The organism is Sporosarcina sp. SAFN-015, from assembly GCF_051966875.1.
Taxonomy (GTDB): Bacteria; Bacillota; Bacilli; order Bacillales_A; family Planococcaceae; genus Sporosarcina.
The window spans coordinates 110404-135045 of sequence record NZ_JBQCKP010000008.1; the positions used below are offsets into that span (position 1 = coordinate 110404).

Annotated in this window: 24 protein-coding genes and 1 tRNA gene; 16 read left to right on the forward strand and 9 right to left on the reverse strand. The window is 40.4% G+C overall.

What is annotated here, in order from left to right; genetic code table 11:
- Nucleotides 1-123 precede the first annotated feature (123 nt).
- Nucleotides 124-633, forward strand: a complete 510-nt coding sequence (locus ACTHPA_RS14440) for an N-acetyltransferase family protein (RefSeq protein WP_440501160.1) — start codon at nucleotides 124-126, stop codon at nucleotides 631-633.
- 109 nt (nucleotides 634-742) lie between these two features.
- The gene (locus ACTHPA_RS14445; protein ID WP_440501161.1) at nucleotides 743-1156 is read left to right on the forward strand and encodes a pyridoxamine 5'-phosphate oxidase family protein; all 414 of its coding nucleotides are present in this window, start codon (nucleotides 743-745) and stop codon (nucleotides 1154-1156) included.
- 43 nt (nucleotides 1157-1199) lie between these two features.
- Here ACTHPA_RS14445 and ACTHPA_RS14450 read toward each other — a convergent pair whose 3' ends face one another.
- Entirely contained in the window at nucleotides 1200-1697 is a 498-nt protein-coding gene (locus ACTHPA_RS14450; protein ID WP_440501162.1) for a TspO/MBR family protein, read from the reverse strand.
- Nucleotides 1698-1857: 160 nt separating this feature from the next.
- On the opposite strand from ACTHPA_RS14450, the gene ACTHPA_RS14455 reads away from it, so the two are divergent.
- Both ACTHPA_RS14455 and ACTHPA_RS14460 read left to right on the forward strand, forming a co-directional pair.
- Entirely contained in the window at nucleotides 1858-3174 is a 1317-nt protein-coding gene (locus ACTHPA_RS14455; RefSeq protein ID WP_440501164.1) for a sodium-dependent transporter, read from the forward strand.
- 128 nt (nucleotides 3175-3302) lie between these two features.
- The gene (locus ACTHPA_RS14460; RefSeq protein WP_440501165.1) at nucleotides 3303-5108 is read left to right on the forward strand and encodes a S9 family peptidase; all 1806 of its coding nucleotides are present in this window, start codon (nucleotides 3303-3305) and stop codon (nucleotides 5106-5108) included.
- Nucleotides 5109-5144: 36 nt separating this feature from the next.
- On the opposite strand, the gene ACTHPA_RS14465 is transcribed toward ACTHPA_RS14460, so the two are convergent.
- Complete coding sequence (locus tag ACTHPA_RS14465; RefSeq protein WP_440501166.1) at nucleotides 5145-5600, reverse strand: GNAT family N-acetyltransferase; 456 nt, start codon at nucleotides 5598-5600, stop codon at nucleotides 5145-5147.
- Nucleotides 5601-5691: 91 nt separating this feature from the next.
- Between ACTHPA_RS14465 and ACTHPA_RS14470 the strand changes: the two genes are divergently transcribed.
- The 3 genes from ACTHPA_RS14470 to arsC all read left to right on the forward strand — a co-directional run bounded on the left by ACTHPA_RS14470 (nucleotide 5692) and on the right by arsC (nucleotide 8020).
- Nucleotides 5692-6165 carry a GyrI-like domain-containing protein gene (locus tag ACTHPA_RS14470; protein ID WP_440501167.1) on the forward strand — a complete coding sequence of 158 codons (474 nt, stop codon included), beginning with the start codon at nucleotides 5692-5694 and terminating at the stop codon, nucleotides 6163-6165.
- A gap of 114 nt (nucleotides 6166-6279) precedes the next feature.
- Nucleotides 6280-7575 carry an arsenic transporter gene (locus ACTHPA_RS14475; protein ID WP_440501168.1) on the forward strand — a complete coding sequence of 432 codons (1296 nt, stop codon included), beginning with the start codon at nucleotides 6280-6282 and terminating at the stop codon, nucleotides 7573-7575.
- Between the two features lie 25 nt (nucleotides 7576-7600).
- Nucleotides 7601-8020 carry an arsenate reductase (thioredoxin) gene (gene arsC / locus ACTHPA_RS14480; RefSeq protein ID WP_440501170.1) on the forward strand — a complete coding sequence of 140 codons (420 nt, stop codon included), beginning with the start codon at nucleotides 7601-7603 and terminating at the stop codon, nucleotides 8018-8020.
- A 196-nt stretch (nucleotides 8021-8216) separates the two neighbouring features.
- On the opposite strand, the gene ACTHPA_RS14485 is transcribed toward arsC, so the two are convergent.
- Both ACTHPA_RS14485 and ACTHPA_RS14490 read right to left on the reverse strand, forming a co-directional pair.
- Nucleotides 8217-8504, reverse strand: coding sequence for a phospholipase (locus tag ACTHPA_RS14485; protein WP_440501171.1), 288 nt, complete (start codon nucleotides 8502-8504; stop codon nucleotides 8217-8219).
- 331 nt (nucleotides 8505-8835) lie between these two features.
- Complete coding sequence (locus ACTHPA_RS14490) at nucleotides 8836-8952, reverse strand: YjcZ family sporulation protein (RefSeq protein WP_440501173.1); 117 nt, start codon at nucleotides 8950-8952, stop codon at nucleotides 8836-8838.
- A 621-nt stretch (nucleotides 8953-9573) separates the two neighbouring features.
- Between ACTHPA_RS14490 and qoxA the strand changes: the two genes are divergently transcribed.
- From qoxA to qoxD, 4 genes are all read left to right on the forward strand, one after another.
- A complete protein-coding gene (gene qoxA, locus ACTHPA_RS14495; RefSeq protein ID WP_440501174.1) occupies nucleotides 9574-10488 on the forward strand; it encodes a cytochrome aa3 quinol oxidase subunit II in 915 nt (304 codons plus the stop codon).
- Between the two features lie 69 nt (nucleotides 10489-10557).
- Entirely contained in the window at nucleotides 10558-12516 is a 1959-nt protein-coding gene (qoxB, locus tag ACTHPA_RS14500; RefSeq protein ID WP_440501175.1) for a cytochrome aa3 quinol oxidase subunit I, read from the forward strand.
- Nucleotides 12503-13099 (forward strand): cytochrome aa3 quinol oxidase subunit III, encoded by a 597-nt coding sequence (qoxC, locus tag ACTHPA_RS14505; protein ID WP_440501176.1) that lies wholly within the window; start codon nucleotides 12503-12505, stop codon nucleotides 13097-13099. Before qoxB ends, qoxC begins: the two co-directional genes overlap by 14 nt.
- Before the next feature lies 1 nt (nucleotide 13100).
- Entirely contained in the window at nucleotides 13101-13382 is a 282-nt protein-coding gene (gene qoxD, locus ACTHPA_RS14510; protein ID WP_252503785.1) for a cytochrome aa3 quinol oxidase subunit IV, read from the forward strand.
- A 45-nt stretch (nucleotides 13383-13427) separates the two neighbouring features.
- On the opposite strand, the gene ACTHPA_RS14515 is transcribed toward qoxD, so the two are convergent.
- Both ACTHPA_RS14515 and ACTHPA_RS14520 read right to left on the reverse strand, forming a co-directional pair.
- Nucleotides 13428-13661, reverse strand: a complete 234-nt coding sequence (locus tag ACTHPA_RS14515; protein ID WP_440501177.1) for a hypothetical protein — start codon at nucleotides 13659-13661, stop codon at nucleotides 13428-13430.
- A 217-nt stretch (nucleotides 13662-13878) separates the two neighbouring features.
- Nucleotides 13879-15939, reverse strand: a complete 2061-nt coding sequence (locus ACTHPA_RS14520) for a catalase (protein WP_440501178.1) — start codon at nucleotides 15937-15939, stop codon at nucleotides 13879-13881.
- 203 nt (nucleotides 15940-16142) lie between these two features.
- On the opposite strand from ACTHPA_RS14520, the gene ACTHPA_RS14525 reads away from it, so the two are divergent.
- Both ACTHPA_RS14525 and ACTHPA_RS14530 read left to right on the forward strand, forming a co-directional pair.
- On the forward strand, nucleotides 16143-17297 hold the full coding sequence (locus tag ACTHPA_RS14525; RefSeq protein ID WP_440501179.1) for an AAA family ATPase: 1155 nt from the start codon (nucleotides 16143-16145) through the stop codon (nucleotides 17295-17297).
- 35 nt (nucleotides 17298-17332) lie between these two features.
- A complete protein-coding gene (locus ACTHPA_RS14530) occupies nucleotides 17333-18715 on the forward strand; it encodes a VWA domain-containing protein (protein ID WP_440501181.1) in 1383 nt (460 codons plus the stop codon).
- A 147-nt stretch (nucleotides 18716-18862) separates the two neighbouring features.
- Here the strand turns inward: ACTHPA_RS14530 and ACTHPA_RS14535 are convergent.
- Nucleotides 18863-18935: transfer RNA gene (locus ACTHPA_RS14535), tRNA-Val, on the reverse strand.
- 130 nt (nucleotides 18936-19065) lie between these two features.
- Between ACTHPA_RS14535 and ACTHPA_RS14540 the strand changes: the two genes are divergently transcribed.
- Nucleotides 19066-19911, forward strand: a complete 846-nt coding sequence (locus ACTHPA_RS14540; protein WP_440501183.1) for a DNA-3-methyladenine glycosylase family protein — start codon at nucleotides 19066-19068, stop codon at nucleotides 19909-19911.
- A 37-nt stretch (nucleotides 19912-19948) separates the two neighbouring features.
- Here the strand turns inward: ACTHPA_RS14540 and ACTHPA_RS14545 are convergent, their stop codons facing one another.
- On the reverse strand, nucleotides 19949-20107 hold the full coding sequence (locus ACTHPA_RS14545) for a hypothetical protein (RefSeq protein ID WP_440501184.1): 159 nt from the start codon (nucleotides 20105-20107) through the stop codon (nucleotides 19949-19951).
- 319 nt (nucleotides 20108-20426) lie between these two features.
- On the opposite strand from ACTHPA_RS14545, the gene ACTHPA_RS14550 reads away from it, so the two are divergent.
- A complete protein-coding gene (locus ACTHPA_RS14550; protein ID WP_440501186.1) occupies nucleotides 20427-21812 on the forward strand; it encodes an aldehyde dehydrogenase in 1386 nt (461 codons plus the stop codon).
- Between the two features lie 58 nt (nucleotides 21813-21870).
- Here ACTHPA_RS14550 and ACTHPA_RS14555 read toward each other — a convergent pair whose 3' ends face one another.
- On the reverse strand, nucleotides 21871-23481 hold the full coding sequence (locus tag ACTHPA_RS14555; protein ID WP_440501187.1) for a two-component system sensor histidine kinase NtrB: 1611 nt from the start codon (nucleotides 23479-23481) through the stop codon (nucleotides 21871-21873).
- Between the two features lie 95 nt (nucleotides 23482-23576).
- Between ACTHPA_RS14555 and ACTHPA_RS14560 the strand changes: the two genes are divergently transcribed.
- Nucleotides 23577-24629 carry a M42 family metallopeptidase gene (locus tag ACTHPA_RS14560; protein ID WP_440501189.1) on the forward strand — a complete coding sequence of 351 codons (1053 nt, stop codon included), beginning with the start codon at nucleotides 23577-23579 and terminating at the stop codon, nucleotides 24627-24629.
- Nucleotides 24630-24642: the final 13 nt, after the last annotated feature.

Below are 24642 nucleotides of genomic sequence, written 5' to 3' on the forward strand. Positions count from 1 at the left end.
AGACACATCCTTTAGAAAACATTCTTATGTATATCTATTATACGTTACTAGTTGTTGATTGCAGGAAAATTGAATTGAAAGGTAAAATGAATATAGTTATTCAATGTAGTAAGGAGGATATAAATGGAGATAAAAAAATTATCACCACAAGATGCTGAAGCTTATTTTCAAATACGATTAGAAGCTTTGCAAACGAATCCCGAGGCGTTTTCTTCAAGCTATGAAGAGGAGAAAAAGCAAACTGCCGACAAATATAAGGATAGGTTTCAAGGAGATAAATCCTTTACATTTGGTGCTTTCGAAGAATCGAAACTGATCGGTGTCATTACATTATTGACGGAGAAAACGTTGAAACTTAGACACCGTGCAACTATCGTAGCGATGTACGTGACACCTAGTATGCGTGGGAATGGCATTGCAAAGAAGCTTATGAATGAAGCAATCAATAAGGCGAGAACTTTTAAAGGAATAGAGCAGATTCATCTGACAGTCGTGAGCTCGAATTCGTCTGCCATCAGATTGTATTCCTCTTTAGGGTTTGAAGCGTACGGAACAGAGAAAAGAGCATTGAAAATCGGCAAAGATTATTTCGACGAGGATTTTATGGTTTTATTCTTAAATGAAATCATATAAGACTTTGCAGGAAGTTCATTCATTTCTTCTCTTCAGACGACTGTTCAATGTTTAGTCTCCATTTAATAAAGGAACAGTAAGGGGAGATATTGAATAAGGAGTGATTGAAATGGATGCAAAAGAAACAGCTCGCAAAATCCTGGATGAAAGCTATGTCGGAACGATGGCGACTGTCCAACAGGGCAAGCCCTTCAGCAGGTATATGACATTTTTCTCTGAGAATCTCACGCTTTACACCGCAACTTCTAAAGAGACCGACAAAGTTGAGGAACTAGAGGAGAATCCGAATACGCATATTTTGATTGGGTATGATGGAGAAGGTTTTGGGGATGCGTATCTTGAAATTATGGGAACTGTCACGATTTCGGATGAAGAAGGTTTGAAGGAGAAAGTTTGGAATGAACATATGAAACCCTATTTTAAAGGACCTGATGATCCTAACTTCGTCATCCTGAAAATCACCCCAGATTCCATGCGTTTAATGAATAAAAAGGGAGAAGAACCCCAAGATATTCAATTATGAATGAAGAGCCCTTGCCATTTTCAGGCAAGGGTTTTCTTTATCATTACTTATTCAATTTCCACGTCGAAAAATTAAGGGACAAAGCGAAAGCGACCCAACCGATATAGGGAATCATTAACGATCCTGCCGTCCGGTCAACTTGGTAAAACTCATAGGTCGTCAGAGCGATAGCTGCAAGTAAAATGGTCATTTCAACAAGAGCTGTTCCTCTCAGTCCCCATCGGAAGTATAAGAAAGACCATAAATAATTGAGACCGAGTTGCAATTCATAAATGGGAATTGCGCTTGAATTTCCATACCCATACTCTCTTTTTTTCTCCACACGATACTTTGCGAGTCCCATTAAGCTATAAAGGGTTGTCCAGGCAATCGGAAATGTTGAAGGGGGTGGGGAGAAAGGGGGTTTTTTGAGCTTGTTGTATTTTTCTTGGGCATTTCGATTCGCCAACCATCCCGTTACAGATCCGCCGATTATCGGTATTAGAATGCCGACAGCTAGCCGCTTCTTGTCGATCTTACCGTTTATTTTTAAGAGTTCCATTGTAAAACCTCCTTGTTGAGTACATAATTCCCTTTGACGACATCTTAAAACAATAAACAAGCGTAAAGAATGCGCAATAATAAGATAGTATGGATTCCATCCATTCTACGTTATACTAATACAATGTTCATCGGAGAAATTTTGAAAAGTGAGTGATTATATGAAACAACGTGAGCAATGGACATCTAAAATTGGATTTGTATTGGCTGCTGCCGGAAGTGCAATCGGACTTGGTGCCATTTGGAAATTTCCATATATGGCTGGCACAAACGGCGGTAGTGTTTTCTTCTTGCTATTCATCATTTGCACATTGGCAATCGGATTGCCTATTCTGTTAGCTGAATTTGTAATCGGAAGAAGGGGACAGCATGATGCCGTCACATCTTTGAAAAAATTGGCTCCCGGAAAACCATGGTTTTTGATTGGATGGATGGGATTGCTCAGTTCCTTCATTCTTTTATCATTTTATAGCGTCGTTGGAGGATGGATTCTATCCTATCTAGCAAGGGCGTTATTTTTCCGACTTGAAGTATCTGATTATGCAGGACTATTTAATACTATTATCGCGAATCCAGGAGAAGTGCTCATTGCTCAAGCAGTGTTCATGATTTTGACGATCTGGATCGTGCAAAGTGGGATCCGAGGCGGAATTGAGCTTGCGAGCCGCTGGATGATGCCTTTACTATTCATTTTCTTCATCGTCTTGGCGATACGTTCGTTGACGCTCGACGGGGCAATGGAAGGAGTCCGGTTCCTATTTGTGCCGGATTGGTCGTATTTGACAGGAAAGACATTATTGCTAGCACTTGGACAGGCATTCTTTTCGTTAAGCGTCGGGGTCACTGCGATGATGACGTACGCATCTTATTTGCCGAAAGAGGAGCGTCTTGGACAATCCGCTTTCAATGTATCGATCTTAAATATTTTCATCTCGCTACTCGCGGGAATCGTCATTTTTCCGGCGGTATTTGCATTAGGGCAATCGCCAGCTGAAGGACCAGGATTAATTTTTGTCGTCTTGCCTGCCATTTTCAATGAAATTCCATTTGGCGGATTCTTCTTGATTTTATTCTTTATTTTAATGTTGTTCGCGACGTTGACATCTTCTATCTCGATGTTGGAAATTGTCGTCTCGACGGGAATTCAAAAGAAGCTGGAACGTAGAAGAAAGGCGGCATGGGTATTTGGGGTATTGATTTTCATCGTCGGAATTCCAAGTGCTTTATCATTTGGTGTATTATCAGATGTGAAGCTGCCCGGAGGAACTTTTTTTGATTTTGCAGATATCCTCACGAGCCGGTTCGGACTTCCAATAGGGGCGCTGCTTATTTCCATTTTCGCCGGACATGTGTTATCTACTGCTGAAACAGATGATGAGCTGCGAATGAATAGTAGATTGAATCATGCTTGGAAGTTTCTCGTCCGCTTTATCGCCCCTTTAGCGATCATCGTTATCTTCATTGCATCGTTTATTTAATACAAACCTTGAAAAGCATTTCTTCATAGTGGAGAATGCTTTTTCTTTTGGGGACAATTTGTTTTAGTAGTCAAAATAGTTTAAAATATTTGTGGGGTGTAGTATAAAAAGGGAAAAGGGGCTAATAAATGATTAGTGTAAAGAAAAAGTACTCCATCGAACAATTTATCAATTGCGAGAGTCTAATTGGGGTATCGATATCGCCTGACGATGAAAAAATTTTAATTGGCAGCGATCGTTCCGGTGTCTATAATACGTATGCGGTTGCTCTGAAAGGAAGCAATATCGAGCAACTGACAGACTCTGCTGACAATTGGAAGATTCCTGTAGGCTATTTCCCGGATGGTCGCAAGTTTCTGTACAGAAGTGATCAAGGAGGGAACGAGATAACACATTTGTATATGCAAACGGAAGATGGAAAGAGCATCGATCTTACTCCTGGTAAAGAAGAAAAAGCGGAATTTCACCGTTGGAGCCGGGATGAGAAATACTTTTTCTATGAATCTAACAATCGGGATCCGCGTTTCATGGATTTGTATGAAATGAATATCAACACATTGGAGCCGACTATATTATTTAAAAATGAAGATGGTTATTATGTCTCGGCGATTTCCGATGATAAAAAATACATTGCACTCCACAAGCCACGGACATCGAATGATTCGGATATGTTTATATACACGAAAGAAGATGGTGTCAAACATATATCTAACCATGTTGGAGATGTTCAATATCAACCAGTAGCATTTGATTTGGATTCTACTCATTTATATTATTTAACAGATGAAGATCATGAGTTTTTATATGTGAAGCGGCTTTGTTTATCAACAGGAAACAAAGAGATCGTTGCGAAAGAAAACTGGGATGTTTTAACTGCCCGGTTTTCTCCAAATCATAAATACCTTTACTATTATGTGAATAATGACGGGAAAATCGAAGTGAAAGTAATTGATTCGGAAACAGGAGAGTATGTTGAAATAGCAGATTTTCCAGAAGGACAAATTAGTGGATTATCCATTTCCAAGAGTGAGCGGTATATTGCGTTTTTAGTAAACCGGTCAACAGCTCCTGCGAATTCGTATGTATATGACTTTGAGTCTAATGAATTAAGCTGCTTAACTGACACACTTAATCCCGAGATTGATGAGAATGACTTAGTGGATGCAAGGGTTATTCATTATCCGTCGTTTGATGGTCTTGAGATTCCGGCAATTTATTACGAGCCACACTTAGAAAAAGGTGAAAAAGCACCTGCACTTATTTGGGTACACGGTGGTCCGGGAGGCCAGTCGACGGTCGATTTCAATCCGATGATCCAGTATTTAGTGAATCATGGTTACGCAGTGCTCGCAGTGAATAACCGCGGAAGCTCTGGATACGGGAAAACATTTTTCAAGGCAGCCGATTTGAAGCACGGTGAAATTGACTTGGCTGATTGTATTGAAGGCAAAAAGTTTTTAACTGAGACAGGGTTGATTGACGAAAATCGTATCGGAATTATTGGTGGAAGTTATGGCGGTTATATGGCGCTTGCTGCTCTTGCATTCCAACCTGGTTCGTTTGAAGTTGGGGTGAATATATTCGGAGTATCCAACTGGGAGCGAACGTTGAAAAGCATACCACCATGGTGGGAAGCTATGCGTGAATTGTTGTACAAGAAAATCGGTGACCCGTATACACAGACTGATTATATCCGTAGCATTTCACCGCTTTTTCATGCGGAAAAAATTAATAAGCCGCTCATCGTCTTGCAAGGTGCCAATGATCCGCGAGTGTTGCAAGTTGAGTCGGATGATATTGTTGAAAAAGTGAAAGAGAATGGTGTTCCGGTTGAGTACATCATTTTTGACGACGAAGGTCATGGCTTCACGAAACGTGAAAACCAAATTAAAGGATATCGAGCGATTCGAGAATTTTTGGACACGTATTTGTAAATGAAAAATGCTCCAGTGCGACTAGCACTGGAGTTTTTATATGGATGATTTTTCATAGACCGAGGACGGATTCCCGAAAATATCAAAGCACGTATCGATCTTTGACCAGCCATATTTCTCATAATATCCGACATGGTCTGTCGTCAAATATAGCTTCTTAAATCCTTTCCGTTTCGCCTCGGCAACTGCATGATCAAGTAACTGTGATCCAATTGCTTGTCCGCGATATTTAGGATCTACGTATAGACAAGCAAGCCATGGGGAAAGGTCCTGCCTGCTTACGAGGTCATTTCGTAAAATCGCATATGTACCAATAATATTAGAATCTGCAACGGCAATATAAAAAGAAGGAACCTCATCGCCAGTCACAGATGAATGTTTCATACAATCCTTGTAAAACCGATAGTTCGATTCGTTGCCCCATTGTTTCCAAAATGCTTGTACCGCCTCTTCGAACAACTCTTCTCTATCATGTATCGAATAAATTTCCACAATAACACCTCCTGTATATTACTATAAAGGAAGGAGTTTCAAAAACAAATAGAGAATTATATAAGGAAATAGTTACAAAGGAGAGAGTGGGATGGAAGTAAAAACGGTTGCTACGTTTGTATGTGAAGTAGTAAAAAGGGAATATGCATTGATTGGACAAAGCATAACAGCAAATTTTCCACAGTCGTTCCCGAATGCTGCCATGAAAGTTCAAATGGATTTTGAAAAGCGGATCGACGAAGTCGTAAATTGTAAAAATAAACAAGTCTTAATCAGTCCGTATATGTGCAATGATATCGTCGCTACTTATTTCGCGTGTGTGGAAGTCGAGGAGCTTACAGAAATACCTGAAGGGATGATTGGATTTACACTTCCGCTGATGGATTATGCAAAAATCAGCTGCTCCAATAAGACGATCGATCAAGGGTATTCCAAATTATTTGCGTGGATGGGTGAGAACGGTTATAAACAAAAATGGTATGATAAATCATTTCCAATGGAGGTTTTCTATCTTGAAGAGGGAGCTGAAGAAGAAGTCGTTGAAATTTTAGTACCAATCCAATGATGAGAGAACCGGCTATCCGAAGAGGAGTTGGCCGGTTCATTTTATTTGCTATTGTACAGATGGCTATTAAATAATATGATGTCGGATGTACTACGAATAGGGAGGACTTAAAATTTGTATTCAGCCATAACCGCGTCAATAATATTTATCATTACACTTATTTTTGTTATTTGGCAGCCTAGAAACCTATCAATCGGGTGGTCGGCATGTGCAGGTGCAGTCATTGCTTTGTTATTCGGTGTCGTTGATTTAACGGATGTGCTCGATGTCACGGGCATTGTTTGGAATGCGACACTGGCATTTGTAGCAATTATTATCATCTCTTTAATTCTGGATGAAATTGGATTTTTCGAATGGTCTGCATTACATATGGCCCGTTTGGCTAAAGGGAGCGGGCTTCGAATGTTCGTTTATGTCAGCCTTCTTGGTGCGATTGTGTCGGCTTTATTTGCAAATGATGGTGCTGCATTGATACTGACTCCGATTGTATTGGCAATGGTTCGAAATTTGAAGTTCAGCGAGAAAATGATTTTTCCATTTATCATCGCAAGTGGTTTTATCGCAGATACGACATCGTTGCCATTAGTTGTAAGCAACTTAGTCAATATTGTTTCCGCCGACTATTTTGGAATTGGTTTCGCGGAATACGCCTCACGGATGATTGTTCCGAACTTATTTTCATTAATCGCGAGCATTCTAGTCTTATTTTTATTTTTCCGAAAGAGCATTCCTGGACATTATGAAGTGTCAGAATTAAAACGACCGAAAGAAGCAATCAAAGATGGCAGGATGTTCCGGCTTTCTTGGGGAGTGCTGGGCATATTGCTTATTGGGTATTTCTCAAGCGAATTCATCGGGCTCCCAGTATCTTTTATCGCTGGAATCGTAGCCATCTTCTTTTTAGTCATGGCAAAAAAGAGCCCGGCTGTTCAAACGAAACAGGTGTTGAAAGGTGCACCTTGGGCGATCGTCTTCTTTTCAATTGGAATGTACGTCGTCGTCTATGGATTGAAAAACGCCGGATTGACGAGTGTCTTGGCAAGTATTATTCAATTGGCAGCTGACCATGGTCTTTTTGCTGCAACAGTTTCAATGGGGTTCATTGCCGCAATATTGTCATCAGTGATGAACAATTTGCCGACTGTTATGATTGACGCACTTGCGATAGCGGAAACGAACACAACGGGACCGATCCGTGAGGCACTCATCTATGCAAACGTCATCGGGTCCGATCTTGGCCCTAAAATTACACCGATCGGTTCACTCGCAACACTTCTATGGTTGCATGTCCTTTCGCAAAAAGGTGTAAAAATTGGTTGGGGAACGTACTTTAAAGTCGGAATCATTTTGACAGTCCCAACGCTTTTCATCACACTAGTTGGATTGTACGTATGGTTATTGATTATCTAATTAGAGAAAAAGTGGAGTGAGTAACTTGGAGAAAAAAATAATTTATTTCCTCTGTACCGGTAACTCATGCCGTAGCCAGATGGCTGAAGGATGGGGGAAAAAGATACTCGGTATAGAGTGGCAAGTCAAAAGTGCTGGAATTGAAGCACATGGAGTAAACCCCAACGCAATAAAAGCAATGAACGAAGTGGGAATTGATATCTCCAATCAAAAATCAGAACTTATTGATATGCGTATTATAAATAAAGCTGATTTTATTGTTACACTATGCGGAGATGCTGCGGATAAATGCCCAGTAACACCATCTCATATAAAACGTGATCACTGGGGCTTCGATGATCCTGCAAAAGCAACAGGGACAGACGAGGAGAAATGGGCTTTCTTTCAACGGGTACGAGATGAAATCGGTCGGAGAATTGAGCAATTTAACAACACCGGGAGATGAATTTTAGAATATTGTAGGTGCCTGTGCAACGAACGATTCAGTTAATTTACTACGATTGTCTACGTTTGTATAAAGGGTTCTTGGATAGTTACTTTCAATAGTATTTTGATTCTAATATAGTGAAAAACTTTATACATTCAATTGAATTGTCATAACTGTTTCTTGCACAGGCACCGGGACAATGTGCAAGTCACAATTAGAACCTGCCACAAGTGAAGGTTGTTTGAAATCGTATATAGTTGTAGAAAATCCTCGCGTGTCTACCCATTGGGGAGTCTTCATTTATATAAGGTAGTAGACGTTGAAGGAATTCACGGTCGCAATAACAGCGATTGCCAAACTGGCGATAACAAATATCATGTGCTTTGCATGCAGCATCGACTGCATTCACTGGACCACCTGGCCCGTTGCAGCCAGGGCCACACCAGTTATATCCGGGAAATAGACAAAAACGAAGCCCTCTATTATTTCTAAATGACATCATACTAAATCTCCTTCTCTATTTGTTCTGTCCAATAAATGTATATCATTATATTTTATTCTTCTCTATGCGATAGTTCATAAGCGAGAACCTATGCGATGGGTAACTCTATCTCGCTTTTTTATCGCTGAGAAAATGAAAAAGCAGACCAAGGCATTCTGCCAATGGTCTGTAAGTGTTCTATTAATTGAAGGAAGAAACTTGTTAAGGTGTTTGCATATCCTATATGTTGCTTGAAGGGTTTGAGGTGAGAATAGACTTGAATGCAACGCAGCTCCTTAGAATAACAATTAAAGTTACCTAAAGAGGACGTATATTTAGGGTCGTCATTAACTTAGTAACCACCGAAACCTCCGCCATAAAAGACAGATGCACCTACGATGATTAATAGAATGAACAGAACGACGATTAACGCGAAGCTTGAACTTCCACCATATCCACCTGCACTCATAATTCACACCTCCCTTGTCAATATTAGTACATTATATGAAGCAGGATTGAAATGCATTGGACAAACATCAGGTAGTCAATGATCATGATTAGGTTGACTATCGCCTTGTCGTGAAGATAATTATGAAGTGTTTATTGATCACATTTCAAACTGACAACAAAAATTGTATAAACAAAGGAAGAATGTGTACCTGAACTAGGTACGTATTCTTCCTTTTTTTGTGAAATATTTTAGGTTGGTAAAGAATGTTGAATAACGTTCAACCCCTTTAAAAACTAGTCTTATAAAAAGTTGAAAAGTAGTATTCAGATTAATATAAAATGAATAACTTCTTCGTTTCATAACCTAAAATGTGTTCTGGAAAATAAATATAAGTTTCTTTATTTTTAAATTAAAAATTGTTAAATGAGCGGATAAAATGTGTCAGATATATCGCCGTTTAATGAACGATTTGTGACGAACTCATTCCATTTTGGATGAAGTTTTTGTGAACTGTGCATCTGATAATTGTTTTTGGCATTATATTATATTAAGATAAATCTCTAGTTCGAGGAACTGCTAAATATAATAATTTCACTTGCTGTTTCTATTACTAATAGAACAAAGGAAAGGGGTACTTTCATGAAAAGGAAATGGACGTTATTAAGTTTGGTTTTCGGTATTCTAGCAGTGTTGGCTGGCTGTGAACCAGTAATGGTGCTGGATCCGAAAGGGCCCCAAGCTGAAACGACTGCCAATGTCATTTGGATTTCGATTGCAACGATGGCAATCGTTGTAATTGCTGTCTTTGCTTTAATGATATATGTCGTATTTAAATACCGAGCTTCAAAACAAAGCGAGGATTATGAACCACCGCATATCGAGGGGAACCCGATTGTTGAATCCATCATTGTCGGAATTCCGGTTATCATTATCATTTTCCTCTCTATCGTAACTGTCAAATCGAATTATGAAGTAGAGGCGACGCCGAAAGGATATGAAGACCAAAAACCATTGGTCGTGTACGCTTCTTCCTCTGACTGGAAATGGCATTTCAGTTATCCGGAAGAAAATATTGAAACAGTGAACTACTTGTATATCCCGACAGACCGGGCATTGGAATTTAGACTTTATTCATATGGCCCAATTACAAGTTTCTGGATTCCGCAGCTCGGAGGACAAAAATATGCGATGTCGGATATGATCACTACTTTACATTTGGCAGCTGAAGTACCTGGTGAATATATGGGAAGAAATGCGAACTTCAGCGGAAAAGGCTTTGCAGAAAACATCTTCCATGTAGAGGCGATGCCCGCAGAGGAATTTGATAAATGGGTGGAAGAAGTGAAATCGACTGCCGAGCCTTTAACAGAAGAGAAATTTACGGAGTTGTTGGAACCAGGTCATCTTGGGCAAATGACATTCAGTGGAACGCACTTGAAATTCTTGCCGCCGCCTGAAGGCCACAATCATGGATCTAGCGACACAGAGGAGCATGAACATCATTCCGAAGACGACCATGCCAACATGGAAATGGATCATTCGGATCAACATTAATAGCGCTTGAGATTTTCTATTAAAACTACAAATGTCTCGAAATAAATTTCCGAAAGGAGTACAACAAGTATGGATTACTTTGATCGATTTGCCATACCTCACCCAAGTCCTGCAATTTACGCATCTATGGTTGCCATTGGTCTTACCGTAATTGCGATTCTCGTAGGCTTAACATATTTTAAAAAATGGGGTTACTTATGGCGCGAATGGTTGACGACTGTCGACCATAAACGTATCGGTATTATGTATCTCATCGCCGCTTTGCTCATGCTATTCCGCGGCGGGGTTGATGCTTTAATGATGCGGGCACAAACTGCTGTACCTGATAATAAATTGTTGGATGCCCAACATTATAATGAAGTGTTTACGACCCATGGGGTTGTAATGATTATCTTCATGGCTATGCCGTTTATTTATGCATTAATGAACTTTGTTGTACCACTACAAATCGGGGCGCGCGATGTAGCGTTTCCTCGCCTGAATGCGCTCAGCTTCTGGTTGTTCTTTATGGGTGCAATGTTATTTAATATTTCATTCGTTATCGGCGGTTCGCCTGACGCAGGTTGGACTTCATACTTCCCGCTCGCAGGAAATGATTTCAGCCAATCTGTCGGTACGAATTATTACTTGATGTCGATTCAAATTGCCGGTATTGGTACATTGATTTCAGGGATTAACTTCATTACAACAATCTTTAAAATGAGAGCGCCTGGTATGAAATTGATGAAAATGCCAATGTTCACTTGGACAGCGCTCATTACAAATGCGATTGTAGTATTCGCATTCCCAGTCCTCACAGTTACATTATTGTTAGGAACAATGGACCGTCTATTCGGCGCTCATATTTTCTCGATGACTAATGGCGGTATGGATATGCTTTGGGCCAACCTGTTCTGGGTTTGGGGTCATCCGGAAGTGTATATCTTGATCCTACCGGCATTCGGTATTTACAGTGAAATCATTTCAACGTTTTCACAACGAAACTTATACGGTTATAAATCGATGGTCGCTTCAATTGTGATCATTTCATTCTTCTCTTTCTTAGTTTGGACGCACCATTTCTTCACGATGGGGCAAGGACCTTTAACGAATAGTATCTTCTCTATTACGACAATGGCGATTGCAATCCCAACTGGAATTAAAATCTTCAACTGGCTATTGACGATGCGGAAAGGGAAAATTAGATTTACAGTTCCAATGCTGTATTCAGTAGGATTCATCCCGATCTTCACTATCGGTGGGGTAACCGGGGTTATGCTCGGTATGGCGAGTGCCGATTATCAATATCATAATACGATGTTCTTAGTCGCTCACTTCCATTACACGATCATTCCAGGTGTTGTATTTGCAATGCTTGCCGGTCTTACGTATTGGTGGCCAAAAATGTTCGGTTTCATGTTGAATGAAAAAATCGGTAAATGGGCTTTTTGGTTTATCGCAATCAGCTTCAACGTCACATTCTTCCCTATGTTCTTCACAGGTTTGGATGGGCAAGCGCGTCGGATGTACTCTTACTCAGAAGCGACTGGTTTTGGTCCGTTGAACATGCTGTCATTCGTTGGGGCAGTTGGCCTTGCGATCGGCTTTGCGTTAATCGTCTATAACGTTTATTACAGCACACGCCATTCATCCCGCAATATTGGTTCTGATCCATGGAATGCACGTACGCTTGAATGGGCGACACAGACTCCAGTTCAATCTTATAACTTTGCGCGTGTACCGCATGTCGATTCCATTGAAGCGTTTTGGGATCATAAGAAACAAGGGAAATCGATATTTAAAGGTGAAATCGAAAAGATTCATATGCCGAATAACAGCGGAATGCCGTTTATCATGAGTTGTATTTTCTTCGTCTGGGGCTTCTCATTCATATTTAGCATGTGGATCCCTGCGATCATTACGACGATTGCCATCTTTGCATTCATGGCCCATCGATCATTTGAAAAAGACGACGGCCATTACATTTCCGTTAAAGAAATTGAAGCAACAGAAAATAATAGCGAGGTGTTAGCAAATGAAAATCGATAACTCGCTTCCACTCGAATATGGCACAGAACAGAATAAGTTGAACATACTAGGCTTCTGGATTTTCCTCGGGGCCGAAGTGATGCTATTTGCAACGCTTTTTGCAACTTATTTCACATTGGAAAATCGGACGGGGAGCGGACCTGCAGGGGCAGAGATTTTCGAACTCACGCCGGTGCTCATTGAAACGATTTTGCTATTGACAAGTAGCTTTACAATTGGTCTTGGCGTTCATGCAATGCGAATCGGTAGAAAAAATGCAATGATGACATTCTTTGCCATCACATTGCTTCTCGGTCTAGCATTCTTGGGAGTGGAAATTTATGAGTTTACTCATTATGTCCACGTTGGAGCCGGCCTTCAGGTGAGTGCCTTCACTGGCATTCTATTGACGACGTTAGGTACGCACGGTGCCCACGTGACAGTCGGTTTCTTCTGGGGACTGTTCATTATTATGCAAGTGAAAAAACGTGGTATAACGCCTGGAACGGCTAATAAATCATTCATCTTCTCGCTTTACTGGCATTTCTTAGATGTAGTCTGGATCTTCATCTTCAGCTTCATCTATTTGAAAGGAATGATGTAAAATGAGTGAATTATTCCCGCGTAAACAAGTGATGGGATTTGTCTTTTCATTAGTTCTGACTGCAGCTGCATTGACTGTCTATTTCTTGGATTTGTCATTTGCGGTAGGGATGACGATTCTTTTGGCAACAGCATTCATACAAGCGGCTGTTCAGCTTGTCGGCTTTATGCATGCTGGTGAGTCGGAAGACAAAGTGGCAATCTACGCAAATATCTATTACGGAATTGCAATTGCCCTCGTCACGATTTTCGGTACATTATTGATTTTGGTTTGGGATATGTGATGAAATGAAAAAAAGGAGCGCCCCTTTGGGTGCTCCTTTTCTATGTTATTGAATAACACGTATTCCTTTATCCGCTTTCTCATGCATCTCTTCTGTTGCAACAAAAAAGACACCCATTAGGAAGATGAAGATGGCTCCCATCACAGTTCCAATCCCGATACCTGTAATTGCACTGTAATCGCTTACAAAAAATCCATATAAGAAAATAGAGATTCCAATGGCGAGTACTGTGATGCCGACAACTTTAACTGCATTCAAAATTTTTAATTTGGTTTCCATTACCAACACCCCTTTTCTATATTATTTACCTTGTTCACAAAGTTGTCAAACTTTTTTTCGTAGATTATTTTTAAAAGATAGAATTCGCGAATTTATTTAAAGCTTGAAGATAGTAATCATCGATAAAAAATGCGATTTTCTGAATGACCAAACAAAAAAACACCTCTCTTTCTTGTGAGAGGTGATTTTTCTGGTAAGAATCATACATACATCTATACTATGTTCTATCCCAAAAACGCTGCTGGGCAATAGCTGTAACAAAATCATTTCCGAAATTTGGATTGTTAGCGGCGAAAACTACACCTGCTAAATTATTATCATCTGAGACATTCAGCAATGATTGTCCGCTGGTGGCCACACCAATCGGTTTATAGAACTTATACGCTACTTGTATAAACTCAGATATTTCATAATTGAATTTTGCCTGGTTCTTGTGACTTCCGCCGACAATGTAGAGAGAGTCAAGTAGGTAAGGGCTAGAGGTGAGAAATGTTTGGTCAACTTTTAACTTCGTGCCATCGTTGCCTGTGACTGAACCTAATGTTTCACTTACGATGACGACAAATACCCCTGCATCTTCCAATACTTTAAGTGCATTAATTACTTCATTGCTATTAAAGTCATTTCCTATTAAGACACCAACTTTTTGAGTATATGCATACTTAGGTGTGCTTGCTTGGCTAAGAGATGGGTAACTTGTTGACACGGGCACATTTGTGCCACTTGGGCGATTAACACCTATATTGTCTGCAATAATATTGGCAAGTTCCTTATCCACATTGACTAATAGATCGACGTTTTGCTGGCGTACCGATTCACTTTTGACTTTCCCGAGCTGATAACTGAATCCGTCAATGGTATGTTGTTTCTCTATAGGCGTCAAGCTATTCCAAAAGATTCTTGGCTGCGAGAAGAAATCATTGAATGAAGGGCTTCGTCCGCGAATGATGTGCCCATCAACTTTTTGGGGGTAATGAATAAAGATCTCTTGCTCAGGTGGCGCCGTAAAGGGGGCATTATTGGCGAGTGAATTATTATGATAGTTCACTTGGTCCACATCAATCCGCATCCTCATTACGCCTCTTCGTGTATTGTTGTGGAACGGGCAGAGTGGACGGTTGACCGGCAATTGATCATAATTGGCGCTGCCAAGTCTGTATTGCTGTGTATCTCTATAAGCAAGTAATCTTCCTTGCAAGACAGGATCATTCGAGAAACCAATCCCTGGAACAACATTCGCGGGGTTGAATGCCACTTGCTCCAATTCAGCAAAGTAATTATCTATGTTTCGGTTCAATGTCATCTTGCCGATAAACTGGACAGGGATAAGCTCTTCCGGCCAGAACTTAGCAGGATCCAGAACATCAAAATCGTATTTGAATTCATCTTCCATTGGAATGAGTTGGACACCTAGCTCATATTCGGGAAACGCTCCACGGTCAATTGCTTCCCGTAAATCTCTCCGATGGAAGTCTGGGTCGAGTCCGCCTATTTTGAACGCCTCTTCCTGAAGCAGGGAGTGTACTCCAAGGACGGGTTTCCAAACAAACCGGACAAAGGTTGCAACCCCTTCATCATTAATGAATAAATAGGTGTTGATTGACCACGATTCCATCATCCGATAACTTCTTATAATGCCTCGATCAGACATGATCCACGTCACCATATGAATGGATTCCGGGTTGTTTGCAACAAAATCCCAGAATCTATCGTGTGCTCCGCTGGCAGTCGGTATTCCGTCATCCTGCTTGTTTTGGTAGGCGTGCATCGAATCCGGAAACTTCATCGGATCTTGAATGATGAGAACAGGCATGGCGATTGTCGTTAGATCGTAGTTGCCCTCTTCGGTATAGAGTTTGACTCCCAAGCAACGCAAATCCCTTGCCGTATCATAAGATCCTTTCGGCCCTTGTACGGTGGAAAAACGGCATATCAAAGGAGTCTTTTTGCCGGGTTCCTGTAAGAATCCCGCTCTCGTGAAATTGGACATAGATTGGTAGCATTCAAACTCCCCGTATGCTCCATAACCTCTTGCATGGACGACTCTCTCAGGGATCTCTTCGTGGTTGAAGTGGGACATTTTCTCTAAAAACCAATAATCCTCATGAAGGGAAGGACCGCGCACACCTGCTTTCAAGGTCTGTTCGTCGTTCGGAATCACTCTGCCTTCGTTTGTCGTCATTTGTTTTCCGGTGTTTTGCACACGGAATTGATCCAATTGATCTTGCTTTGGATTTTGACCTATTGGCTGTCGGTTTCTTGATGACTTGCTATCCATTCATCCATCCTTACACAAGTTTTTTTAACATACATACTAGCCTATGCGAACGATTTTAAATTGACCACTAGCTAGGATCGAAGTTGAGAGGAGCAAGAGAGAGTTATGATTGCAGGATTCTAAATAAAAATTCCAGAATAGCACAGGGGAGAGATGGAAAAGCTTGTTGAAAGCCTACTAGTATGTGAATGGAGTCGAGATGAATGGAGAATGACCTATCAAAATTAGATGAAATCATAAATGCATTAAATAACAGGTTCTATGAGAGGGAAGCTGAGATTGAAGCAATTCTAATAGCGGTATTAGCTCGACAGCATATACTCATCATTGGTCCTTCGGGTACGGCGAAATCTGCATTAGTGACAGCGCTTGCGAAAATTATACAAGGTACAAAATATTTTCAGTGGCTGCTCACGAGGTTTAGTACGCCAGAGGAGTTATTCGGCCCTTTATCGTTGAAGGATTTGGAACGAGGTGTATACAAGCGGAACACAGAAACAAAAATGCCGGAAGCCGATATAGCGTTTCTAGATGAAATTTTTAAAGCGAACAGCGCCATTTTAAACAGTTTATTAACGATTATTAATGAAAGGGTTTTTTATAATGACGGAATGCCTATTCAAGTCCCTTTAATGTCAGTAATCGGAGCTTCAAATGAATTCCCGGAAGAAGGAGAGGGGCTCGATGCATTATTCGATCGTTTTTTACTTAGGTTTGAAATTGAGTATATAGTTGAAGATACGAATTTTATTTTCATGATGAAAAATGCAGGACGACATATGCAATTGCCAACCGTGACTATGGAGGAATTGACACGACTTCAGTTTCTAACAGAAAGAGTGGTTATTCAAGATGAAGTATACACGGCTATTTTAAAAATACGCAAAGAGTTGAGAGATGAAGGGATTCAACCGTCAGATCGGCGATTTCAGCAGTCACTGAGCTTACTCCAGGCGAGAGCGTTGATTCGAAAAAGAGAAGTCGTGTTGGTGGACGACATTATAATACTTGAACATGTCCTTTGGGAGAGGGTTGAACAAAGAGACACAGTATCATTCATTGTTCGTAGACATGCACAGGACACTGTTATTCAGAAACTCGATTCTATACAAACTGAAGCGATAGAAATTATTAACATGATATTGCAGGATAATTCGGTGGAGGCAAAAATGGAGGCAAATCAAAAAATAAACGCTTTAGATCTCGAATTGAATGAGTTGAAAAAGAGTCATAGAGAAAGGGAATCGGAAATCAATGTATTGCATTCCAAAGTAAAATCGATGCAGCAAGAAATTCTGAACTCAATTTTAGAGCCGATGTATTTTAATGGGGAAAATGTGAAGGGGGTGTTTTGGTGAGGGGGATTAAGGCCTACGATGAGAACAGTTCAGTATTGAATACGGATACTTTCGATAGAAGGCGTTTTATAGAGATTCTTGAAATCTCACAAAGCCTCCAAAAGCTTAGAGATGTATCTATATTGCCTACGTTTGAACCTTTGCTAGGTGATATTTGGGCTTCCTTATTTAAAATGAAACCATTGATAAAAGCAAAGGATGTTGAAGGTTTTCTTTCAGTTAATAAGTTGATTATGGAAGTTATTATGGCTGATGAATATTACTTATACTTTAGGAACTTTACCCGATTGCATGATTTGTCATCCGCCATTAGCACAATTGTATTTGGTGAGAAAATAAACCAATGGTTAGTTCGGAAAGTAGAGGGGGATGTGGAACTCCAAGAACAGCTGTGGCATTTTCAATTGCAAATAAGGCAAGTTCCTAAGTCTCTATTCCAAGAAAATGATCGAAAAAGGCAAACGGAAACAATTAATGAATTAAGTGCAGTATTAAAGCAAACGGTACAAAGTAATAGAGAAAATCTTTTACAAGCGATGGCACAAGCGCGACAAGAGTCTAAGCAGGTGAATGAAAACTTAAAATCTTTGTTGGGTGGTATAACTGCTGGAAATGTGGAAGCGGATTTAAGAAAAGTATCATTGCGCGATAAGATTTCACTGGCGGAGAAACTTGCATCCGACAAGAAAATGATAGAAATTGCAGATTGGGCGGGTCGATTCAAACGGATTGCTCGATTCAAACAAAAGTCAAAACAGAGCAAATCTATAGAAAGAAAAGGTATTTCAGTTGGAAGCGACATTGAAAACTTGCTTCCGGTGGAATATAGCTTTTATACCCATCCGTTAACGAAACTGGATTTTCTTCGCCGTTTTGCAGAAAACTACACTATGCAATTTGAACAGAGAGGGCTTGAAGTATTGAAGAAGGGTCCGATTGTACTTTGTCTCGATCAGTCGGACAGTATGAGCAGCCTTGACACCCAATCGAAAGGATTTACATTAGCTCTTATGTCGATTGCCAGGAAGCAGAGAAGGGATCTCTGCTTAGTGTTATTCTCTTCGCGTGTTCAAACTCACAAGTATATAAAAGGGAAAATTAGGGTTCCTGAAATAACTAGGCTTGCACGGACCTTTCTAGGTGGAGGTACGAATTTTTCACTAGCGCTTGAGGAAGCGTTACACGTCATATCCGAAAGTCGCTTTAAACAGGCAGATGTGGTCTTTGTAACAGATGGAGAAGACTGTCTAACGAATTCATTCTTAAAGTCTTTCAATGAGAAAAAACGTGAGAAAGCTTTCAATGTCCTCTCCCTCGTAATAGGATGCAATAGAAATACTGTGGAACAGTTCACCGATCGGGTTATCGAAATTACAGGGTTTGATGATGAAGGTAGTTTTACCGTATATGAAGTGTAAGAATGCAAATAAGTCTACATCCCTAAAAACGTGAAAAATGGCCATAATTTTAAAAACAAAAAAACAGACCCTAGGCATCCGGCCTAATAGATCTGTTTCGGAGAAATATCGTTGTTCCGACGATACTTCCAAGGGTTTGGCACCCAATGATTCCGACTGGGCTCGAACCAGCGACCTCTACCCTGTCAAGGTAGCGCTCTCCCAGCTGAGCTACGGAATCGGGAGATATGTGTTGCTTGCTTACTGCACATTTATTATTATAGCTAGTTTTTCATAGAAGTCAACACTATTTCTAAAAGTTTTTTCTATCCATGGAAAAAGGTAAGATGGAAAGTGAAGAGGTGATAATCATGGATAGACAATTTACAGTTCCGTTCATATATGACTTTGAAAGGGCACTAGAACGATTAGCGGGGGATCCAGTGAATGCAGTCGATTTGGAAAAACGAGAAATCCGCATTCCGATGGAAGAAGGGAATATCGTCACTCTCAGTGGCATCGGAACAACAGCTGCTCCTAACTTTACACTGAAGAATGCAGTTGACGAAAAACAAGTCAATAAGATAAAAACCATTTTTCATTTTGACCGCCCGTTGGATGCGATCGCTAACCATTTTGAGGGAACCGATTTGGAACAACTTTTTAAAGATCATGCTGGTACTCCGCTCATCCAAAGCTTTTCACTATATGGTACGCTAATGAAAATCATTATCCACCAACAGCTGAACTTGGCGTTCTCTCACGTGCTGACTATGCGCTTTGTGCAATCTTTCGGCTCACAGCAAGACGGTGTATGGAGATATCCGGATCCGGAATCGATTGCCGCACTTGAAGTGGACGATTTACGGAAGCTTCAATTTAGCGGAAGGAAAGCGGAGTATGTTATCGGATTGTCGAAGGCGATTGTAGATGGCAAGTTGGATCTCGAAAAGTTTTCAAAGTTGGACGATGAAGAAGTGACGCGGCAAATGGTGGTCCATCGTGGAGTCGGTCCATGGACTGCACAAAACTTCCTCATGTTCGGTCTTGGACGGCCAAATTTATTTCCATTGGCGGATATTGGGCTTCAGAATGCCTTAAAGCGACTATGGAATCTTGATCGCAAACCGACTGTTGACGAAATGCGAGCGAATTTTCCGATCTGGTCTCCCAATTTAAGTTATGCCGCGTTGTATTTATGGCGGAGCATAGAATAACAAAAAAGCTTCCCTGTCATAAGGGAAGCTTGGTCAATTAATGTGTATGAGTTTGGTGGGGACCTTGTTCCATTTCATGTTCGCTGTCAAAGTAGAGGAAAGTTTCATTGTCCAGGTCCGTGATGCGCTCCTTGTTGAGACCTAATGAAAGATTCCCTTCAAAAATTGTTTCCCACCAAGTTTCTGTCGTTGTCATGTTCATTTCCTCCATTTCATTCATAATTAGTTTGTGGTTATGTGATATGTCTTTACCCGTGAATGAGAGAGACTAAAACGCACACTATTGAAAAAGAATCGTTAGACCTATTGCTTGCTGACCTGTTTCATAAGCCGTTTTGCATTGTTATTATTAGCAGAAACGATCATATACCAGTAATAAAATCATGTATCATGTAAACATAGTATATGTTGGCGCATGTTTCCCCAAACTGCGTAATTGGTCGGAATTTGTCGGAAATGAAAATCGGTCCTTTTGCTATATTGACAATTAAGTTTGATGAAGGAGTAGGATTCCAATGGAGATAACTCGAAAAATCGATTCAATGATCACTTTTCAGCGGAATTTTTATAATACCGGAGCGACGAAAAATGTTGAATTCCGTATGGACATGCTAGAACGCTTAAAGAAGGCAATCAGTCACAAAGAAGAAGAAATATATGAAGCGTTACAGAAGGATTTAGGAAAAAGTCAATTTGAATCTTACGTGACAGAAGTGGGCTTTGTATTATCGAGCATTTCATTCATGATGAAGCATTTAGAAGAGTGGATGGAGCCGGAACAAGTAAAAACGCCTGCACATCTGCAACCTGCAAAAAGCTTTATCATTCGAGAGCCATATGGTTCTGTACTGATCATAGGACCTTTCAATTATCCATTTCAGTTAATTATGGACCCTTTAGTCGGCGCTATTGCGGCGGGAAACTGTGCAATTGTCAAACCGTCTGAAGCGACTGTACATACCGCGAAAATCATAAAAGACATCATCACAGAAATTTTCCCGCAAGATTATATACAAGTCGTTGAAGGTGGAATCGAAGAAACAACTGCGCTGATCCATGCACCATTCGATTATATATTTTTCACAGGAAGTGCAGCTGTCGGTAAGATTGTTATGAAGGCAGCTGCAGAACGACTGACGCCGGTCACATTGGAACTTGGTGGGAAAAGTCCTGTCATAGTTGATCAGACTGCGAATCTTAAAAGAGCCGCGGAACGAATTGTGTGGGGCAAATTCGTGAATAATGGACAAACTTGCGTTGCTCCTGACTTTGTACTCGTTCATGAATCAGTAATGAAAAAACTTCTTACGGAAATTATCGACTGCATCCATAATTTTTACGGTAAGAACAGTGCTAAAAGTGTTGATTACGGCAGGATCGTGAATATGAAGCACTTTGATCGACTCGCTAAAATGATTGATAAAGAAAAAAAGCATATCGTTTTCGGCGGAAAATCGGACCGAGATGATCTATATATTAGTCCGACGATATTACATGGTGTTTCATGGGACGGACCTGCGATGGAGGAAGAAATTTTTGGTCCGGTTCTTCCAATATTGAAGTATCAGAATTTAGGAGATGCAATCCAACGTATTAGACAAATGCCGAAACCGCTTGCTGCGTATCTATTCTCCGAAAACAATCAAGCGCAGGATTATTTCTTGGAACATCTATCATTCGGCGGTGGATGCATTAATGATACAGTTTCACACGTCGGGAATATTCACTTGCCTTTTGGCGGAGTTGGTGCATCCGGCATGAATGCTTATCATGGAAAGGCAAGCTTTGATTTGTTCACCCATTCAAAATCAATTTTGAAAAAGAGCACAAAGTTGCCAATCCGCCTCGGATATCCACCATACGGCAATAAACTCAAACTTGTGAAATCCCTAATGAAATAAAAAGATTAAGAGGCGAAGGATGCAGACTGCATATTCCTTCGCCTCTTAATGTAAAATATTATTCAGCTGCAGTTAGAAGATTTGTACTTTTATTCAATGAATGAATCGGAAAAGTGACGGTTAATTCAGTGCCGTTTTTTCGAAAGCCGTTAAATTCGATATTGCCGCCATGATCTAGAATGATTTTTTTCGTGATGACGAGCCCCAGTCCAGTAGCTCCATCCTTTGTGGAGAAGAATGGTATGAACAACTGTTTGAACGTCTCCTCATTCATCCCTTGACCGTTGTCAACCAATGTAATGGAAATCATATTATTAATAATCGAATTGTAAAATGTGATGTTTCCTCCATCATTCACAGCATCTATAGCATTTTTCATTAGGTTGATGAATACTTGTTTCAAGCTTTCTTCGTTCCCGAAAACAGTGGTCGGATACTCTGCTAAATAGAGCGAACAATTAATTTGTCGCATTTTCAGTTCCTCTTCAAAAAGGTCGATGACTTCAATAATTTTATTTTCAACGTCTATTTCTTTCCGCTGTTTAATATTCGGCTTCGACAAAATTAAAAATTCACTCGCAATTAAATTGATCCGCTCGATTTCACTTTCCATAATTTCTGTGTAGGCGCGGTACGGATTTTCTGGGTCTTCATTCATTAATTGCACAAATCCGTTCACCGATGTCATCGGGTTTCTCACTTCATGTGCGACAGTCGCGGCGATTTCCCCGATAGCATTCAGTCTAACCGCTTCAATTTTTAACCGCTCTGCTTGGAGCTTTTCTGTTATGTCACGGACGATGACGGAAAGTGCAATAATATTCTTCTCTTTATCAAAAATCGGCGCAATGGTCGTTTCTGCATCAAATATAGTTCCATTTTTACGCATCTCTTTTGTACGGATGTTTTTAAAGCTTCTTCCTTGCAATAAAAGTTTTTTTCGTTCGGCAATACCTTTACATTCGGAGGGAGGTGTCAATTTTATGTGTTTTCCGATACACTCCTCCTTTTTCCATCCGTACATTTCTTCGAACGCAGGATTGACAGCAAGCAATTTTTGATCGAGACTAAACACCGCTATCGCATCCTGAGCATGCTCAAAAAACGAGTCTAAATAGCCATCTTTTGATGATAGAGTTGCACTCATCACTTCTTTTTCAAAGTGAAGCTTTTTCAACTGTGGGCCGATTTTTACTACGAAAAAAAATAGGAGCAATAAGACAATTGAAAATAAGAAGCTGAAATGGATAACCATTTTTGCACTACTCATTGGGTGGAAGTATGGACCTAACACTTGCAATAAGACGGTCAATTCGACAGTCGTTAGCAATAGCATTGTTACATGCAAGTATTTGTCGCTGAAGATGAGTGACATGATGATAGGGAAAAATAAAAAGAAAAGATAAGGAAAGTCTGCATTGACGAACAGTAAGGCGAGAATATATATATTGCTTCCCAATATAATTAGCCAGCTTATGATCTTTTGATTGAGTTTATCGAAGTAAATTAGGCCAAAAAGACTGAAATTGTAAATAACACCGGCTGTGATTGGCAATATATATGTCGACTCTTCGAAAAAGGGAGAAGCAATAAGTTGAACGAAAACGATAAAACTGAATGAAATAATGAGATATTTATTTTTCATTTGAATGGGTTGACCGTTTTCCATTGATACACCTCGGAAAGTAGTAGTAATATAAGTATCATACATCATTTGTTTTATTTCGGAAACAGAAATTTCAGATAAACAAACAGGGGGAATTTATGATGCAACAATTTAACGAGACGAGGACAACTGAATTGTTGAAAAGGTTAGTGGAAACACCGAGTCCATCAGGTTTCACTACAAAAGTAATGCAAGTCATTATGGAAGAACTGGGGGAGATTGGGGTTCCTTTTAAACAGTCGAATAAAGGGGCAGTTATAGCTACTCTAACTGGGAAAGATGATTCGCGACATCGTCTGTTGACCGCACATACGGATACGCTCGGAGCGATGGTAAAAGAGATTAAAAGTAACGGAAGACTGAAACTGGCGATGATTGGCGGATTTAACTGGAATGCGGTGGAAGGTGAGTATTGCCATATACATACGGCTTCTGGGAAAGAAGTTCGCGGAACGATTTTGATGCACCAGACAACTGTCCATGTTTACCGCAATTCGGGAAGTGCAGAGCGGAATGCTGATAATATCGAAGTGCGAATCGATGAAAAGGTGACGAATGCAGCGGAAACAAGAGCGCTTGGCATTGAAGTCGGTGATTTTGTTTCATTTGATCCGCGGTTCGAATTGACATCGACCGGTTTTATCAAATCAAGACATCTCGATGACAAAGCGAGCACTGCACTTCTATTGGAATTAATTCGTTCATTGAAGGAAAACGGAACTGAACTGCCGCATACAACTCATTTCTACATCTCTAATAATGAAGAGATCGGTTATGGAGGGAATTCTAACATTCCGAACGAAACAGTTGAGTATATTGCTGTCGATATGGGTGCAATCGGTGATGGACAATCTTCAGATGAATATACCGTGTCTATTTGTGCGAAGGATTCAAGTGGACCTTACCACTATGCTTTGACGAGGCATTTGACTGCCCTTTGTGAAAAGGGAAGCATCCCGTTCAAGCTAGACATCTATCCTTATTATGGATCGGATGCATCCGCAGCAATTCGTGCGGGCTTCGATGTACGACATGCGCTGTTTGGTCCTGGGATTGAATCGTCCCATGCATTGGAAAGGACTCATGTCGATTCCTTGAAAGCGACCGCACAATTATTGCATGCTTATGTAACATCAGAAATGATGGACTAAGAAAAGCAGAAGG

Bases quoted from the DNA above. Each gene is read 5' to 3' on its own strand.
- ACTHPA_RS14440 (WP_440501160.1), top strand. From the start codon at position 124: ATGGAGATAAAAAAATTATCACCACAAGATGCTGAAGCTTATTTTCAA.
- ACTHPA_RS14445 (WP_440501161.1), top strand. From the start codon at position 743: ATGGATGCAAAAGAAACAGCTCGCAAAATCCTGGATGAAAGCTATGTC.
- ACTHPA_RS14450 (WP_440501162.1), bottom strand. From the start codon at position 1,697: ATGGAACTCTTAAAAATAAACGGTAAGATCGACAAGAAGCGGCTAGCT.
- ACTHPA_RS14455 (WP_440501164.1), top strand. From the start codon at position 1,858: ATGAAACAACGTGAGCAATGGACATCTAAAATTGGATTTGTATTGGCT.
- ACTHPA_RS14460 (WP_440501165.1), top strand. From the start codon at position 3,303: ATGATTAGTGTAAAGAAAAAGTACTCCATCGAACAATTTATCAATTGC.
- ACTHPA_RS14470 (WP_440501167.1), top strand. From the start codon at position 5,692: ATGGAAGTAAAAACGGTTGCTACGTTTGTATGTGAAGTAGTAAAAAGG.
- ACTHPA_RS14485 (WP_440501171.1), bottom strand. From the start codon at position 8,504: ATGATGTCATTTAGAAATAATAGAGGGCTTCGTTTTTGTCTATTTCCC.
- ACTHPA_RS14490 (WP_440501173.1), bottom strand. From the start codon at position 8,952: ATGAGTGCAGGTGGATATGGTGGAAGTTCAAGCTTCGCGTTAATCGTC.
- qoxA (WP_440501174.1), top strand. From the start codon at position 9,574: ATGAAAAGGAAATGGACGTTATTAAGTTTGGTTTTCGGTATTCTAGCA.
- qoxB (WP_440501175.1), top strand. From the start codon at position 10,558: ATGGATTACTTTGATCGATTTGCCATACCTCACCCAAGTCCTGCAATT.
- qoxC (WP_440501176.1), top strand. From the start codon at position 12,503: ATGAAAATCGATAACTCGCTTCCACTCGAATATGGCACAGAACAGAAT.
- qoxD (WP_252503785.1), top strand. From the start codon at position 13,101: ATGAGTGAATTATTCCCGCGTAAACAAGTGATGGGATTTGTCTTTTCA.
- ACTHPA_RS14515 (WP_440501177.1), bottom strand. From the start codon at position 13,661: ATGGAAACCAAATTAAAAATTTTGAATGCAGTTAAAGTTGTCGGCATC.
- ACTHPA_RS14520 (WP_440501178.1), bottom strand. From the start codon at position 15,939: ATGGATAGCAAGTCATCAAGAAACCGACAGCCAATAGGTCAAAATCCA.
- ACTHPA_RS14525 (WP_440501179.1), top strand. From the start codon at position 16,143: ATGGAGAATGACCTATCAAAATTAGATGAAATCATAAATGCATTAAAT.
- ACTHPA_RS14540 (WP_440501183.1), top strand. From the start codon at position 19,066: ATGGATAGACAATTTACAGTTCCGTTCATATATGACTTTGAAAGGGCA.
- ACTHPA_RS14545 (WP_440501184.1), bottom strand. From the start codon at position 20,107: ATGACAACGACAGAAACTTGGTGGGAAACAATTTTTGAAGGGAATCTT.
- ACTHPA_RS14550 (WP_440501186.1), top strand. From the start codon at position 20,427: ATGGAGATAACTCGAAAAATCGATTCAATGATCACTTTTCAGCGGAAT.
- ACTHPA_RS14555 (WP_440501187.1), bottom strand. From the start codon at position 23,481: ATGGAAAACGGTCAACCCATTCAAATGAAAAATAAATATCTCATTATT.
- ACTHPA_RS14560 (WP_440501189.1), top strand. From the start codon at position 23,577: ATGATGCAACAATTTAACGAGACGAGGACAACTGAATTGTTGAAAAGG.